The sequence below is a fragment of the Demequina oxidasica genome, from assembly GCF_000975115.1.
In the GTDB taxonomy this organism is placed as follows: domain Bacteria; phylum Actinomycetota; class Actinomycetes; order Actinomycetales; family Demequinaceae; genus Demequina; species Demequina oxidasica.
The window spans coordinates 194,950-210,294 of record NZ_BBRE01000004.1; the positions used below are offsets into that span (position 1 = coordinate 194,950).

Consider the following 15,345-nt stretch of genomic DNA (forward strand, 5'->3'; position numbering starts at 1 on the left):
TCATGGCCCAGGCGGACGCGGCGGAGCGCCTACTCAACCTGATCATCGCGCTCACGAATGCGCCTCGCCGCATGACTCGTGACGAGATCAGGAACACAGTGGCGGGCTATTCCCCGCGTCCTCATGGCGCCAATGCTGCAGAGGCAAAGAGTTCCGACGACGCATTCGAGCGCATGTTTGAGCGCGATAAGAAGGCGCTTCGCGAACTAGGGGTGCCGCTGAGCACGGTCACGGATCCTCTTGACGGTGCCGACATTGGCTACAAGATCGTCGCCGCCGATGCCGCAATGCCTACGCTCGACCTCACCGCCTCCGAGGTCGCGGTGCTCAGTCTGGCCGCTGAGTACTGGCAAGGTGCCACTCTTGGCGATGATGCGCGCCTGGGGCTGACTAAGTTGGCCTCCCACACCCCTCACCAGGTCACCGAGCCGATGCCGTGGTCGGCCCTTTCCACGTCGTCTCGCGACGCCACGTCGGCGTTCGTTGACGCAATCCACGAGCGTCAGTGCGTCCGCTTCGATTACACGTCGGTGACCTCGGGAAGCGCAATCCGCAACGTCCAACCGTGGCGCCTGCTGGTGCGCGGCGGCACCGAGTACCTAGTGGGCCTCGACATCGACAAGGGCGAAACCCGCACGTATCGCGTGAGTCGCGTTCACGGTCAGATCAAGCTCGTCGGCGAACCGGGGTCTTTTGAGCGTCCCGAGGTAGTCCCCGACTCCATCTTCAGCGACGCGGTGGGGGGCGACGCGATTATCGCGCTACGTCCGGAATCCGGCTACGCGCTCCGTGCACGAGCGACGGCGCTTGATACGTCGGCGGCACGTGAGATCGCAGTGGAGTCCGCCTCCATTGGGGTCACCGCAACCGAGCTTGCGAACGAGCACGCACCGGGGCAGTGGGAGCTTTTCAAGGTGCACTACGAGCACCTTGACCTGTTGCGGGACGAGATTCTGTCGCTGCGGGGTGCAGCGAAGGTCATTATGCCCGAGGCGCTGGCGGCCTCGGTTGTCGACTACGCACGTAAGGCGCTGGAGGTGGCCCGTGGCTGAGAAGGCACTTCCGCGACTGACTAGGCTGCTCGGGATTATGACCTACGTGCAAGACGAGGGTGAGGCGCCGTTCGTGGACCTCGCGGAGAAGTTTGACGTCAGCGTCGAGACCATTCGCAAGGACATCAACGCGCTCTGGGCGTCGGGATTGCCTGGCTATGCCGGCGGCGACCTCATCGACTTCGACAGCTACCTTTTTGACCAGGACGTCGCATCCATCATTGACAGCCAAGGCGTCACCCAGGTCAGGCTCAGTACACGAGAGGGCGTGGCCCTGGTGGGAGCACTGGCAAGCATGATCGCCTCAGGCGCAGCCCCCGCGGTTGCTTCTAGCGCGAGGGACAAGATAGGCGAGATGCTGGGTGCGGACGACCCAGTTGTGGTGCAACCCATCGCAGACGTCGACCACAACATCACGGCATCGCTCCAAGACGCAGTGACCCGCGGCCGCGTGATCGATGTCGAGTATGTGGACGCAGCCGATCATCGTACTTCGCGGACCATTGAGCCCCACCGCTTGGTCGCAATCGATGGGGTGGCGTACGTCGAATGCTTCTGCCGGCGAGCGCAGGATTACCGCACCCTGCGCATCGGCCGCATTGTGGGCGTTCAGGTTCGCAACGAGGAAGTCATCGCCCCGCCCGCGGACTCCAGTGGCTTTACCTTGGTTTCGCAGTTCGAGGCAACGGTAGTGGCCGCCAGGGGCTCACGCTGGGTACTCGAGGACCTCCCCGGGGTCAAGATTGAGGATGTGGGCGATGACGTACGGGCCACCTTCGACGTCGTTGACGTGGATTGGGTGGCCGACAGGCTATTGGCCATCGCTCCCTATCTGCGTGCCGTAGAGCCTAAATCTGTACGTGCTGCACTCGCCCAACACGCGAATGCTGTGCTGGCCACCGTCGCCGGTTAGACTGTCTCAACGACATTTAAGGGAGTACATCATGGGTGCATTGAAGGGCTGGCACATTGTTGTCCTGCTCGTAGTCGTTTTGCTGTTGTTTGGCGCGCCCAAGCTTCCCGAGCTGGCGAGGTCCATCGGTAAGTCATTGCACATCCTCAAGGACGAGGCGAAGTCGCTCACCAATGATGACGACGAGGCCACGGGGCCGACTCAGGCAAATCCGGGACCCACTCACCCGGCGTCGACCGCGACGCCTCCCGCCAACGCGCAGACCACGAACGATGCGGCGAACGCATCACCCACCGAGGTCCACCCGAGCTCGACGTCGCCCAACGGCGACACCGAGACGCGTGGCCAGTAAGTCTGCGCGCCGGAAGCTAAACCCCGACGCGCGGATGCCGCTGCGGGAACACCTCGCGGAGTTTCGCAAGCGCATCATCCTGGTCGCCATTGGCGTAGCCGTCTTCACGGTGGCCGGTTGGTTCTTTTACACGCCGGTGTTCGAGGCTCTTCAGGCGCCAGTTCTTGCTGCCGCCGAAGAGGGCAATGGACTGGTATCCATCAACTTTGAGGGTCTAGCAACGGCGCTGGACATGCAGATTAAAGTCTCTGTGGTCATTGGTGTGGTGGCCAGCTCTCCCTGGTGGCTCTATCAGTTATGGGCATTCGTTTCGCCCGGACTGAACCGCAAGGAACGTGGCTACACCGGAGCGTTCCTGGGCGCCGCGGTCCCGCTGTTCTTGGGAGGTGTGGCTCTGGCATGGTGGGTGTTCCCGCACGCGGTCCAGATTCTTACCGACTTTCGCCCCGAGAACACCGCAAACCTGCTTAATGCTCAGATGTTCATGACGTTTGCAATGCGCTTGGTGCTGGCGTTCGGCTTCGCCTTTGTGTTTCCCGTGGTTATGGTCGCGCTCACCTGGGCTGGCACTGTCAGTTCACGGACGTGGCTCAAGGGATGGCGTTGGGCAGTCATGGGCATCTTTGTGTTCGCCGCCATCATGACTCCCACGCCCGACGCCATCACGATGATCATCATGGCTATCCCCATGTGCGGCCTGTACTTTGGCGCTATCGGAGTGGGCGCATTACGAGAGCGTTTGCTACGGTCACGGGCCGCGCGAGAGGACGCCGTGAACTCCGGACGTACCGCCGACGCATGAGCCGCATCGGCGTCATCACCAACCCCACTGCCGGCTCCGGCCGCGGAGCGCGTTGGGGCGCTGAGGCGCTGACCGCGTTGTCTGCAAGCGGACACCAGATACGTGACCTATCCCGAGGGACCTGGGCCGCGTCGTACGAGGCGGCCATGGAGCATCGGCGGGGCCTGGACGCCCTGGTGGTGGTCGGCGGTGACGGCATGGTGCATCTCGGCATTCAAGTGTGTGGCGAACGCAAATTGCCGCTCGGTATCGTCGCGGCAGGTTCCGGAAACGATGCGGCGGAGAGCCTGGGGCTCCCCATCCATGACATCGAGGCGTCAGTCAGGCGAATCCATGAGGGACTCTCTGGGATAGTCGCCCGGATCGACCTGGGCGTGATCACCGGCGCTACCGTCGACTTCCCCTCCAAGCCGCGATATTTCATCGCGGTGCTGTCCGCAGGAATCGATGCGGCAATCGCGGCTTATGGGTCAAACCTGACCTTCCCGCGCGGACCGCTCAAATACAAAGTCGCGACGCTACGAGAGTTGCCGCGCTTTAAGCCATACGGTGTACGGGTCAAGGTTGACGGCAACGAGTGGACCCAGCGCTGCACTCTTGTTGCAGTCGCCAATGGCACCGTCTTCGGCGGTGGTCTCAAGGTGTCCCCGGATTCAGTGCTCAACGACGGTGTGCTGGAACTCGTGCTGGCGGAGCCACTCAGCCGGCGTTCCATCCTCAAGCTTTTTCCTAAGTTGTACGACGGGTCTCACCTGGCAGATGAACGGATCCGCGTCATCCCAGCGACCAAGATCGAAATCACGCCGTTTGGGGACGTTGAGGGTGGTCAGGGAGCGGCGTTGCCACCCGCCTTCGCCGACGGCGAGCAGGTGGGACGTGCCCCGATGACCGTCACTGTTGCGCCTGGGGCGTTGCGCGTTCTGGGCGCGACGCTAGCCAAGTAGCCTGGGATGCATGACACCTCCAGCGGACAGCGACAGCTCAAGCGCTAGCGAACCATCACCCGCGGAGCGGTACGCCGCGGCTAAGGCGCGCACCCGGCGCGGTGACCTCGAGCTCTTCATTCAGTCTCTCAAGTTCCCGCTCGACGACTTCCAACGCGAGGCCTGCGAGGTAGTAGCAGACGGCCACTCGGTGTTGGTGGCGGCCCCCACAGGCGCCGGCAAGACCATCGTGGGAGAGTACGCACTGCGTCACGCTTTTGATCAGGGAGAGAAGGCGTTCTACACCACGCCTATCAAGGCGCTGAGTAATCAGAAGTTTCAGGACCTGCGCGCGGTCTACGGTGCTGAGAATGTGGGGCTGCTGACAGGGGATACGTCCATCAACTCCGAGGCGGACATCGTGGTGATGACCACCGAGGTGCTGCGCAACATGATCTATGCCGGCTCGCGCACCCTGGATCGCCTTGGCGTGGTGGTGCTGGACGAGGTTCACTACCTGGCAGACCGCTTCCGCGGTTCGGTGTGGGAAGAGGTCATCATCCACCTGAACGAGCGCACGTCAATTGTCGCGCTCTCCGCCACTGTCTCCAACGCCGAGGAATTTGGCGCCTGGCTCCACGAGGTGCGCGGGGACACGCGCGTCATCGTCTCCGAGCGACGCCCCGTACCGCTGTGGCCCCACGTGATGATGCGGGAGGGAATCTTCGACCTGTACTCGCCGGGAGTCGACCCCCAAAACCCTGGTCCCACTCCCGCACTGAACCCCGAGATCGAGGCGATCACGCGCCGGGACCGCACGCGCGACAGCCGCAGTAGCTTCAATCAGGGCCGGCACGGTCGCCACCAGCATCGGTCCGGAGGTCACCGCCCGGGAGGCGGCGACTCCAAACCGCGAGGGCGCCGTAGCCCCCCGCGGTTCGCGGTAGTCGACGTACTCGACCAGCAAGCGCTGCTGCCTGCCATCGTCTTCGTGTTCTCCCGCGCGGGTTGTGAAGACGCGGTGGACCAGGTGCGCAGGTCCGGCCTAGTGCTGACCGACGAGCACCAGCGCCGGCGGATCGCTGACATCATTGACGAGCGCTGCGCCGGCATCCCCACCGAGGACCTGGGCGCCCTGCAATTTGACCATTGGCGCGACCACCTCGAGGCGGGCATCGCCGCACACCACGCGGGCATGATTCCACTCTTCAAGGAAGTGGTGGAGGAGTTGTTCGGGGCCGGCCTGATCAAGGTGGTCTACGCGACGGAGACCCTGGCACTAGGTATCAACATGCCGGCACGGTCCGTAGTGCTCGAGAAGCTGGTGAAGTGGGACGGGAAGGGGCACAAGGACCTCACGGCGGGGGAGTACACGCAGTTGACTGGCCGTGCCGGTCGCCGCGGAATCGACGTAGAGGGTCACGCGGTGGTGGTCGAGCACCCCGGCTTCGACGCCGCTCAGTTGGGACGCTTGGCGTCGCGGCGCACCTACCCGTTGATTAGTTCCTTCCAGCCGTCGTACAACATGACCATCAACCTGCTGTCGTCGTCGGGCGTTGAGCGCTCGCGCGAGGTGCTCGAGATGTCCTTCGCGCAATACCAGGCGGACCAGGGCGTGGTGGGCAAGGCCCGGCGTGCTAAGGATCTGGACGCTACGTTGGCTGGCTACAAGGACGCGGTGACGTGCTCCAAGGGCAACTTTATGGAGTACGCCGCGTTGCGGGAGAAGATTGCGCGCTCTCAGAAGGGAAGCGCCAAGCAGGTTAAGGCTGCCATGCGCGAGGCCACCGCGGACACGCTGTCGGCGCTTCGCCGCGGGGATGTGGTCAAGATTGGCGGCGGCCGCCGCGCCGGACTGGCCGTGGTGGTCATTCCCGACGCCGATGCCTCGGCTCCCCGTCCCACTGTCGTCACCGACCAGGGCCGAATCTTCCGGCTCGCGCTGTCCGAACTTCATCATGGGCTCGACGTCGCAGGTGCAGTCCCAGTGCCCAAGAAGTTCGACTCCAGGAATGCGCGCAGCCGTAGCGAGCTTGCTCAGGTAGTCGTTAACGCCAAACCCACCTTTGATCTCAACGCTCACAAGAAGGCCAAACGTCAAGGGATCGCTGACGCTGGTGGACTCGAACGCGAGACCGAGGCGCTGAGGCGCAAGATGCGTGCACATCCTTGTCACCATTGCCCAGACCGCGAGTCACATGCCCGATGGGCCGAGCGTTACTTCCGTACTTTGCGCGACAAGGACAAGATCGCTAATGAGATCTCCCGCGCGACCGGTTCCATCGCGCGCATCTTTGACCGCCGCCTGGCTGTTCTGGGCGACCTTGGATATGTCGAGGGCTCCGGGACGGAGATTTCGGTGACGGAGGCGGGCGCCATGATGCGCACGCTCTACTCGGAGAACGACCTCGTGATGTCCGAGTGCCTGCGAATGGGTGTGTGGAACGACCTGACGCCACCTGCACTCGCCGCGGCCGTATCTACGTTGCTGTACAACGGTCGGCGCGAGGATGAGAACCGCACGCCGAACATTCCAGGCGGACCGCACGGCGTGCTGGGCACTGCTCTCAATGAGACAGTACGAGTCTGGTCGCGCATTGACGACCTCCAAGGCGCCCATCACCTGCCTGAGCTCAACGCGCCTCATTGGGGGATCGTGGGCGCCATCCACGGGTGGGCACAGGGCAAGAGCCTCGCTGCCTCACTCAAAGGAACCGACACTGCGCCGGGCGATATGGTGCGCTGGTGCAAGCAGGTGATCGACATTCTTGATCAGGTGGCGCAGGTAGCCCCCAATGAAGTGGTCCAGGGGCGGGCACGTGCCGCGATCGACGGCATGCGCCGGGGAGTGGTCGCGTACTAGCGCAGTTGTTCGGCGTCTCGGTTTGGCATCAGCTGTCGCGCCTGTAATGCGCCCGCCACCGGCTCGTTTAGGCTTGCGTGGTGTCCAAGTTTGTGAACCTCATCGCCGCGGTGTTCGCTGGCATTTTGATGACCCTCGCGTTCCCCGACTTTGGTATCTGGCCGCTCGCCTTCCTCTCCATCACCGTGCTGTGGTTTGCGCTGCGCGGCGCCACCGCCTGGGGTGGGTTCTTCCTAGGCTGGGCGTTCGGCATCGTTTTTCTTGCGCCGTTGCTGTGGTGGGCGTTCGTGGCAGTCGGCCCCGTGCCGTGGATCGCGCTCACCATAGCCGAGGCTCTGGCGTTCGCCCTTTTTGGCATGGCCTGGGCGCACGTGCGTCGTTCTGGGATGTTCGAGGAGCGACAGTGGGCCATGGCTCCGGCTTTCGCAGCACTATGGGTCGCCGTGGAGCAGCTTCGGTCGATGTTCCCGTTTGGGGGATTCCCTTGGGGACGCATCGCTCACGCCCTTGCTGACTCGCCCACGGCACGGTTCGCGTGGCTCGGCGGCGTTCCACTTGCCAGCTTCATCGCTGTGTTCATTGGTGTGCTCATCGCGCTCTTCCTGGAATTCTTGATCTTGCGCCGTGCGTTGCCCGCTGCCATTGCCCTCTTTGTCGCGGTAGCAGCGCTTTTTGGCGGCATTCAACTGCCCATCAACACTCAGGCTCAGAATGGCTCGATCGCCCTGGGAATCATCCAGGGTGACGTCCCGAATGACGGGCTCGATAGCTTTAGCCAGGCGCGTCTCGTCACGCAGAATCACCTCGCGGGAACCCAAGCGTTGGTGGATTCCGATCCCGGTCCTATTGACCTCCTCGTGTGGCCGGAGAACGCCGTCGATGTCGATCCACGGGGCGATGCTCAGAGTGCCGGTGACGTGACCATGGCGGCCCAACTAGCCGATGCGCCACTGTTGTTTGGCACCGTCGATTACACACCGGCCGAGGGGCGCTACAACACCTCTGTCCTGTGGAGTACCACCGGTGACGTCCTCGACACGTATAGCAAGCAGCGTCCCGCCCCGTTCGCGGAGTACATTCCGATCCGGGAGATTGCCCGCATGTTCTCGCCGGAGGTGGACCGGGTCACACAGGACGTGATTCCTGGCGTAGGCGTGGCCACCATGGATGTGCCTATTGCGAGTAGGGGAGAAAAAGTGCGCATCGGCACAGTGATCTGCTTCGAAGTGGCTTACGACCAGATCGTTCGCGATGCGGTGGCGGACGGTGCCGAGCTGCTGATTGTTCAGACCAACAATGCGTCGTTCGGCTTCACTGCTGAAAGCACGCAGCAGCTGGCGATGGCTCGCATGCGTGCCATCGAGACGGGGCGCGTCACCATTCAGGACTCGACCGTGGGCGTGAGCGCCGTGATCGACCCGCGCGGCCGCGTGCTGCAGGAAACTGGACTCTTCACGGCGGAGCAAATGTACGCGGACGTCGCGTTGCGCACCGAGGTCACGCCGGCGGTTCGCTTTGGCCCGGTGATTCACTGGGGCTTCCTCATTGTGCCGTGGTTCATCTTGCTATTCGCCGTGCGCGGCAGGCTTGCAAAGAGGTACGAGTGGTAGCCAAGACCGTGGTGATCATTCCCACGTTCAATGAGCGTGAGTCGCTGCCCATACAGATTGATGGGGTGCGCGCGGCATCCCCCGACGTCGACATCCTGGTGGTGGACGACGGCTCGCCGGACGGCACAGGGGAGTGGGCGGACCAGCGCGCAGAGGACGACGACCACGTGTTTGTCCTGCACCGCTCCTCCAAGCAAGGCCTTGGCGCCGCCTACCTGGCCGGTTTCGCCTGGGGCCTCGAGCGGGAGTACGACGTGCTGGTAGAGATGGACGCTGACGGCTCCCACCAAGCCAAGCAATTGCCAAGCTTGCTGGAACACGCGGGAAAATACAGTCTGGTCATCGGCTCGCGCTGGGTGCCGGGTGGCTCCGTCGTCAACTGGCCTACTCGTCGCAAATGGCTGTCTACGGGAGCCAACACTTATGTGGGACTGGCCTTGGGCATCGGCGTCAAGGACGCGACCGCCGGATACCGGGCATACACAGCCGATGCTCTACGGGGTTTGGATCTGGCTTCAGTCGAGTCCCAGGGCTATTGCTTCCAGGTGGATATGTGCTGGCGCGTTATCCGCAACGGCGGCACTGTGCGCGAGGTGCCCATCGAGTTCGTGGAGCGCGAGTTTGGCACCTCAAAGATGAGTGGTGACATCATTCAGGAGGCGCTTGTCAAGGTCACACAGTGGGGTGCCAAGCATCGCTGGGAACAGGTGACGGGAGCGTTGGGGCGCAAAAACGGCGCCTCACAAGGGGGGTAGTGAGGCGCCGCTTTTGTGGACTACGCTGTCCAGACTCTGCTCGCTGACGAGTGGTCCGGGTGTGGTCGAGGTTTAGCCCCGACGGCCAGCGCGGAGGAGTTCCAGACGCTCCTCGAGAAGTTCTTCGAGCTCGGGGATGGTGCGACGCTCGAGCAGCATGTCCCAGTGGGTACGTGCGGTCTTTACGTCCTTGTCCTCGGGCTGGGCGCCGTCGCGAAGTAGTGCGAGGGCGCCACAGTGGCACTCCCACGAGAGCGGTACGTCTGCCTCAACAGAGAACGGCATCGTCACGATGTGGCCGTTAGGGCAGTCGTACTTGTGTTCGGTACGTGCCGCGAGTTCAGCATTTGCTGCGGTTTCCATCGACTGGGTTCCCAGTCGCATTCCGCGAAGTGCGCGATCAGCCATGTCAGCCTCCAAGAGTGTGGGCTGGGGTGTGCCCACTCGTTACGGGAACGTGCGCGGAGCGTGCTTTGTTCCCTGAATCGATGGTTGGGACCAAAGCATCGGCCGATGCTGGGTCAAGTTGCGCCGCAAAGGCGCCCGGAGGACTAACGGGCCACGCCAAAACCCGCATGACCCCTGCTTCTGCCACTGTAGCGGTGACTGACCCGGGTGTGCGCGCGAGCGTTCAATAACCGAAGTGTGGCTTTGTGGGACCCCGCAGGCGACGAACAGTATATGGTGGGGAGCACCGTAACATTGATACCTATCGATATAGGAGTTGCCCATGCACCTGGATCCGCGCGAAGAGTTGCCTGTAGTGGTCATTGGGGCGGGGCCGGTCGGCCTCGCGGCCGCCGCTCACCTGCTTGAGCGCGGCCTGGAGACGCTAGTGCTGGAGGCGGGAGAGTCCGCAGGCTCGGCGGTGAGTCTGTGGGGACATGTGCGAATGTTTTCTCCTTGGCAGTACAACATCGACGACGCGGCCAGGCGCCTGCTGAACGCGACCGGATGGACGGCGCCCGCCGACGATGCACTTCCGACAGGGGCTGAGCTTGTGCGCGACTACGTTGCGCCGCTGGCCGCGACGGCCGAGATCTCGTCACGGTTGCACACTGGAGTGCGGGTACTGGCGGTAGCTCGAGATGGTGCCGACAAGACCCGCTCCCTGGGGCGCGAGCGGCGCGGCTATCGTGTTCGGACGCTGAACACGGATGGGCGAGTCGAAGACATTCGTGCTCGGGCCGTGATCGACTGCTCAGGCACATTCACGACCTCAAACCCACTCGGTGCCAGCGGCATGCCGGCGCACGGCGAAAACGACGCCGCCGCGTTTGTCGCAGGTCCCCTTCCCGATGTCCTCGGCAGTGATCGCGCCCGCTTTGCTGGCAAGCGCACGCTGGTGGTGGGGATGGGACATTCGGCCGCCAACACGCTCCTGCAGCTCCTCGAACTCGGCGAGTCAGAGGAGGGCACCTCGCTCACGTGGGCCATTCGTGGCGGATCGACCCGGCGACTGACCGGGGGGGGAGCGGACGATGAACTGCCCGCCCGCGGGCTACTCGGCACCCGTCTCCAAGCGGCCGCCGATGCCGGGGAGGTCTCTCTCATCAAGCACGTGTCGATCGAGCAGCTCGTGGCAGGTTCGCACTCAGTGCGGGTGGTGGGCTCGACGCGTGCCGGCGATCTCGACTTTGAGGTGGATGTCATCGTCAACGCGACAGGGTTCCGGCCCGACCTCGACATGCTGCGTGAGGTACGCCTCGATCTCGATCCCATAGTCGAATCGCCCACTGGCCTCGCGGCCCTCATCGACCCGAATCTGCACTCGTGTGGCACCGTATCCCCTCACGGAGAGGCGCTCTTGCGCCACCCGGACGACGGCTTCTACCTGGCCGGCATGAAGTCGTACGGGCGCGCGCCAACATTCCTGCTCGCCACAGGATACGAGCAGGTGCGTTCGGTTGCGGCGGCGTTGGCCGGTGACCGGGCGAGTGCCGACCTGGTTCAGCTCAATCTGCCGGCGACGGGCGTGTGCAACACGGACATGGGCGAGACTCAGGGAGACGGTGTCGCGGAATCATGCTGCGGCGGCACAGCTCAAAGTCCTCAGCCCGTGGCGCTGCCCACCCTGGCCTCAGTTGGGGTTGGCTTTGCGACAGGTGTGGCCGACGGTCGGTCCGGTGACGCAACCCCCACCGGTGGCTCCTGCGGGTAGTCATCCGAGGTAGTGACACTTCCTTTGCGGCTGCCGAGCCACACGGAGAACAGAATCACGCCCGCACCCGCCCACTGCACGGCCGACAGTGATTCGTGAAGCACGACCACGCCCAGCATCGTCGCCACCAGGGGCGCGAAGAAGGTGAGTATGACGACTCGCGAGGCCGGTAGCGCCAGAATTCCACGGAACCACAGCAGGTACGAGACGACCGCGCCCGCGATGGCGAGCCAGGCGTAGCCTGCGAGGTTTCCGACGCTGAGGGCATCCGGCAGGCCCTCGAAGGCGAGGGTGGGAATCAGAAGCACCAGTCCACCGGCCACGAGTTGCCAGGCTGTAAACGTAAGGAGCGGCACCGGACGACCCCAGCGCTTGGTGAGCACCACGCCCAGTGCGGTCGACGTGCCACCAAGGAGTCCGGCGATGACTCCTATGGTGTCGAGCTGCGCGGCGGGGGAGAGCACCAGCATTCCTACCCCGGCAATTCCCAACAGCGCAGCGATGATGGCATTGCGGCGCACTGCCTCGTGAAGGATGACCATGGCGAGCAGTGTGGCAATGATGGGATTCACGGCCCCGAGCGTCGCGGAGACTCCGCCCGGAAGGCGGTAGGCCGAGATGAACAGGAAGGCAAAGAAGGCGCCGATGTTGAGAGTGCCAAGCACGAGCGCCTTCCACCACCAGTCGTTGCGGGGGAGCGTACGGATGAGGGCGAGCAGGATAAGTCCGGCCGGCAGCGCTCTGAGCGTTCCCGCGAGGAAGGGACGATCCGGCGGCAGGAACTCAGTGGTGACCAAGTAGGTCGTGCCCCACAGGGCAGGCGCGAACGCCGTGGTGGCGAGTAAGCTGCGGCTCGATGCCATGATGTGCCAATCTCTTGATGTCAAGATAACTATTGCGGCCAGGCTACGTCGGTGTTATCTTGATGTCAAGAGATAATTGTTTAGGTACACCGATCGGAGTGGACTGATGACGAGCGAGACGGACAAACCGGACGCGGTCGATGGCTATTTGGCTCAGTGGGCCACGGAACGCCCGGATCTTGACGTGAGTCCGATGGCGATCATTGGACGGGTGTCCAGGCTTGCCGCGTTGTTGCAGGTGCGTCTGGATGCCGTTTTTGCCGAGTACGACCTGCAGGCATGGGAGTTCGATGTCATGGCGACGCTCGTGCGTGCTGGCTCGCCCCATGAACTGTCGCCGGGGTCCCTGGATCGATCCATGATGATTACGTCGGGAACTACTACACACCGCATCACCAAGCTCGAGCAGCGTGGGTTTGTCACGCGCCGTCGTGACGAGGACGACAAGCGCGTGGTGCACGTGATGCTGACTGACGCGGGCCGAATGGTCTTTGACGCCGCACAGGTCGCGCACCTCGAGAACGAACGTAGAATTCTCGAGCCGTTGTCCGAGCAGCATCGTGCGATGTTGGTGAATAGCCTCAGGGCATTGTCGGGAGCGCTTGGTGATGACTCAGACGCCACAGGTGCCGTTCAGAAGCACAAATCTGCATAACGCCGATAATTGACATTATGTCATTACGTGTGGGGAGCGCGAGCCGGAACCGCTACCCTGCGTGTCCTGAAACTCTGCGACGCCACGGGTCGTGGACCCCGCGGGGTATCGGTCGGCTAGGCGAGAGCCAAGTACAGCAGTGTGACGCCGATGCCGTGCGCCCAGTCACGTACCGCCGCAAAATCGCGATGATCACCGAGCGGCGGGTTGATGACATGCATGACAGCACGCTCACCGACGTTGAGCCGGTCGTAGTCAATCGCACCCGCGAAGGTCACGTGCTCCTGCGCATTGGCGAGGCTGGCGAGCTGTTCCGATTCACTCGTCGCGTATCCGGGTTCCTTGAGCTCGCGAATCCCGGTGGAGAACAACCAGACATCGCGAACCCTAAGAGCCTCAGCGTGCTGCCGCACGAGCGCCGATGCGTCCCGCCGCCAGAGAGCGCCGTACACCGCACTGCCAACAATGACCGCGTCGTACGCCTCGACGGAGAGCACTCCGCACGCATCCTCAACGTCGACGTCGAAGCCGATGGAACGAATCTCTGCGCCAATCGCCTGGGCAATTTCACGAGTTGAACCGTACTTGGAACCTACCGCTACCAAAACTTTCATGAAGACACCTCTTTCTGTACCTCGATTGTCTCGCCGCTCACGCGCCCCATTGGAGGACGTTCGTCCCGTGCTCCTCCCCCTCTGAGTCGCTCGGCCTCCGCGTAGGGTGGACACTATGTATCGCCAACTTGCAGCATCTGCCGCAGCATTGTCACTGGTAGGACTCCTGTCCGGATGCGGTCCGTCCAATGTCGATCCCGTGGCAAGCCCAGCGAGCAACTCCCCCGGTGTGATCAACCAAGCAGCAATTGAGCGCATCGACGACATCGAGACCGCAGTGACACGATGGCGAGAGGCGGAATCAATAGCCGATGCCCACGGGGCTGCCGAGACTGCGCTCAACCTTGTCGTGGGCGCTGACGGCCCCAACTACGGTGATGCGGACGGCGATGGCAAGATCAGCGGCGACGTGGTGGAAGGCCTGTTGCCAGGACTGGCTGGGGAGGTCGGCCTTGCGCAGACTCCCCCGGTGAATCCGTGCGTCGAGGCGGATGTGCTGGGTGGGTCCTGGGAGGATCCGCAAGGTCGATGGGCTCAGGCCTTGGCGGCCGTCGACACCTGGACGCCATCCAAGAACACCATGCCGGCTTTGGCAAGCCACCCTCAACGAGTTTTCGGGTGGGCGTCCCTCGCCCTCGCCTCCGATGACCTCAACGAGGCTCACGAGTACGCGGGTCACGCTCAGATTCACGTGGAGGTGTCACGTAACGCCTTCGAGGACTGCAACTGAATCCACTTTCCCGTCGGGCACGCCGATGTGGGCACGTTCCGTGTTAGGAATAGTGCAAGTACCAGCAAAATTGACGTGAAGTTCAAAGGAGGGTGACCTCGTGACCGACGCACCGCGAATCCTCGTGTTCGGTGGCATAAATCAGGATGAAGTCACCCGCGTGGCGCGTCATCCACTACCCGGCGAGACGGTAATAGCGACCTCCTCTCATACCTTCCAGGGCGGAAAAGGCGCGAATCAGGCATATGCGGCCGCCGTTGCCGGTAGTGACGCTGTGACCGTTGAGATGGTTGGCGCAGTCGGGGGCGATGACGCCGGGCTGTCCGCCCTTGCATCGTTGCAGGCCGCGGGGGTGGACACGGCTCTGGTGGCGACCATTTCGGGCGTTCCCACCGGTCGGGCTTACATCACCGTGAGTGATGCGGGTCAGAACTCGATCGTGGTGGCGCCCGGGGCAAACTCACACCTCTCCGCCGCTGCCGTCGAGAACGTGATGGCGCCGACGGTCGTTGTTGCCCAGACCGAGGTGGGAGCCAGCGAGGTGAATGCGGTGTGCGCCTATGCCGAGCGTGTGGGTGCCCGCCTGGTGATCAACGACGGCCCCGTGGTGGGGCTCTCCCATGCTGCCCTTGCTTATGCCGACCCGTTGGTCGTGAATGAACATGAGGCGGCTGATCTTCTTCGCGAGGTGATCCCACCCGCGGAGCATCTCGCCCTCGCGCGCGCCCTACTCGATCAGATCGGCTCTCGGTCCGTGGTGGTCACGCTGGGAGGCGCGGGCTCGGTGATCGCCGACGGCGACGGAGTCCGTCATCACGCGACGACTCTGGCGAGCACGGTGGTCGACACCACTGGTGCTGGCGACACGTTTGTCGGCGCACTCGCGGCGGCCTTGGCAACGCGCTCAACCCTCGATGACGCAATCGAATTGGCAGCCCACGCCGCGACAGCATCGGTCGGCTGGGCAGGGGCCCGCTCCCCTCTCCACTGACGAATTGCTCAATCGCGCCCAGTAGTGACACGTGCAGCTAAGGACTCGGAACGCACGCAAG

Annotated in this window: 15 protein-coding genes; 12 read left to right on the forward strand and 3 right to left on the reverse strand. The window is 63.3% G+C overall.

What is annotated here, in order from left to right; all coding sequences use genetic code 11:
- Positions 1-2: 2 nt before the first annotated feature.
- The 8 genes from AOP77_RS11550 to AOP77_RS11585 all read left to right on the forward strand — a co-directional run bounded on the left by AOP77_RS11550 (position 3) and on the right by AOP77_RS11585 (position 9,270).
- A complete protein-coding gene (locus AOP77_RS11550) occupies positions 3-1,052 on the forward strand; it encodes a helix-turn-helix transcriptional regulator (protein WP_062213771.1) in 1,050 nt (349 codons plus the stop codon).
- Positions 1,045-1,965 (forward strand): helix-turn-helix transcriptional regulator, encoded by a 921-nt coding sequence (locus AOP77_RS11555; protein WP_062213773.1) that lies wholly within the window; start codon positions 1,045-1,047, stop codon positions 1,963-1,965. The genes AOP77_RS11550 and AOP77_RS11555 overlap by 8 nt, the downstream gene beginning before the upstream one ends.
- Before the next feature lie 31 nt (positions 1,966-1,996).
- Positions 1,997-2,317, forward strand: coding sequence for a Sec-independent protein translocase subunit TatA (gene tatA, locus AOP77_RS12150; protein WP_084622581.1), 321 nt, complete (start codon positions 1,997-1,999; stop codon positions 2,315-2,317).
- Between the two features lie 34 nt (positions 2,318-2,351).
- Complete coding sequence (gene tatC / locus AOP77_RS11565) at positions 2,352-3,119, forward strand: twin-arginine translocase subunit TatC (protein WP_062213776.1); 768 nt, start codon at positions 2,352-2,354, stop codon at positions 3,117-3,119.
- Positions 3,116-4,063 carry a diacylglycerol/lipid kinase family protein gene (locus AOP77_RS11570; protein ID WP_062213778.1) on the forward strand — a complete coding sequence of 316 codons (948 nt, stop codon included), beginning with the start codon at positions 3,116-3,118 and terminating at the stop codon, positions 4,061-4,063. Before tatC ends, AOP77_RS11570 begins: the two co-directional genes overlap by 4 nt.
- 10 nt (positions 4,064-4,073) lie before the next feature.
- Positions 4,074-6,905: a DEAD/DEAH box helicase gene (locus AOP77_RS11575; RefSeq protein ID WP_062213780.1), complete on the forward strand. Its 2,832-nt coding sequence runs from the start codon at positions 4,074-4,076 to the stop codon at positions 6,903-6,905.
- 80 nt (positions 6,906-6,985) lie between these two features.
- Positions 6,986-8,515, forward strand: a complete 1,530-nt coding sequence (lnt, locus tag AOP77_RS11580; protein ID WP_152649870.1) for an apolipoprotein N-acyltransferase — start codon at positions 6,986-6,988, stop codon at positions 8,513-8,515.
- The gene (locus tag AOP77_RS11585; protein ID WP_062213785.1) at positions 8,509-9,270 is read left to right on the forward strand and encodes a polyprenol monophosphomannose synthase; all 762 of its coding nucleotides are present in this window, start codon (positions 8,509-8,511) and stop codon (positions 9,268-9,270) included. The genes lnt and AOP77_RS11585 overlap by 7 nt, the downstream gene beginning before the upstream one ends.
- Positions 9,271-9,342: 72 nt before the next feature.
- On the opposite strand, the gene AOP77_RS11590 is transcribed toward AOP77_RS11585, so the two are convergent.
- Positions 9,343-9,678 carry an RNA polymerase-binding protein RbpA gene (locus AOP77_RS11590; RefSeq protein ID WP_061965839.1) on the reverse strand — a complete coding sequence of 112 codons (336 nt, stop codon included), beginning with the start codon at positions 9,676-9,678 and terminating at the stop codon, positions 9,343-9,345.
- Positions 9,679-10,000: 322 nt separating this feature from the next.
- Between AOP77_RS11590 and AOP77_RS11595 the strand changes: the two genes are divergently transcribed.
- Complete coding sequence (locus tag AOP77_RS11595; protein WP_062213787.1) at positions 10,001-11,431, forward strand: FAD-dependent oxidoreductase; 1,431 nt, start codon at positions 10,001-10,003, stop codon at positions 11,429-11,431.
- Here the strand turns inward: AOP77_RS11595 and AOP77_RS12155 are convergent.
- Positions 11,323-12,294 carry an EamA family transporter gene (locus AOP77_RS12155; RefSeq protein WP_084622582.1) on the reverse strand — a complete coding sequence of 324 codons (972 nt, stop codon included), beginning with the start codon at positions 12,292-12,294 and terminating at the stop codon, positions 11,323-11,325. The genes AOP77_RS11595 and AOP77_RS12155 overlap by 109 nt on opposite strands.
- Positions 12,295-12,400: 106 nt before the next feature.
- Between AOP77_RS12155 and AOP77_RS11600 the strand changes: the two genes are divergently transcribed.
- Entirely contained in the window at positions 12,401-12,949 is a 549-nt protein-coding gene (locus tag AOP77_RS11600) for a MarR family winged helix-turn-helix transcriptional regulator (RefSeq protein ID WP_084622583.1), read from the forward strand.
- A 116-nt stretch (positions 12,950-13,065) separates the two neighbouring features.
- Here the strand turns inward: AOP77_RS11600 and AOP77_RS11605 are convergent, their stop codons facing one another.
- Positions 13,066-13,563 (reverse strand): flavodoxin domain-containing protein, encoded by a 498-nt coding sequence (locus tag AOP77_RS11605; RefSeq protein ID WP_062213789.1) that lies wholly within the window; start codon positions 13,561-13,563, stop codon positions 13,066-13,068.
- A 115-nt stretch (positions 13,564-13,678) separates the two neighbouring features.
- Between AOP77_RS11605 and AOP77_RS11610 the strand changes: the two genes are divergently transcribed.
- Both AOP77_RS11610 and AOP77_RS11615 read left to right on the forward strand, forming a co-directional pair.
- Entirely contained in the window at positions 13,679-14,293 is a 615-nt protein-coding gene (locus AOP77_RS11610) for a hypothetical protein (protein ID WP_062213790.1), read from the forward strand.
- Positions 14,294-14,393: 100 nt separating this feature from the next.
- Positions 14,394-15,284, forward strand: a complete 891-nt coding sequence (locus tag AOP77_RS11615) for a ribokinase (protein ID WP_062213792.1) — start codon at positions 14,394-14,396, stop codon at positions 15,282-15,284.
- The last annotated feature ends 61 nt before the right edge of the window (positions 15,285-15,345 follow it).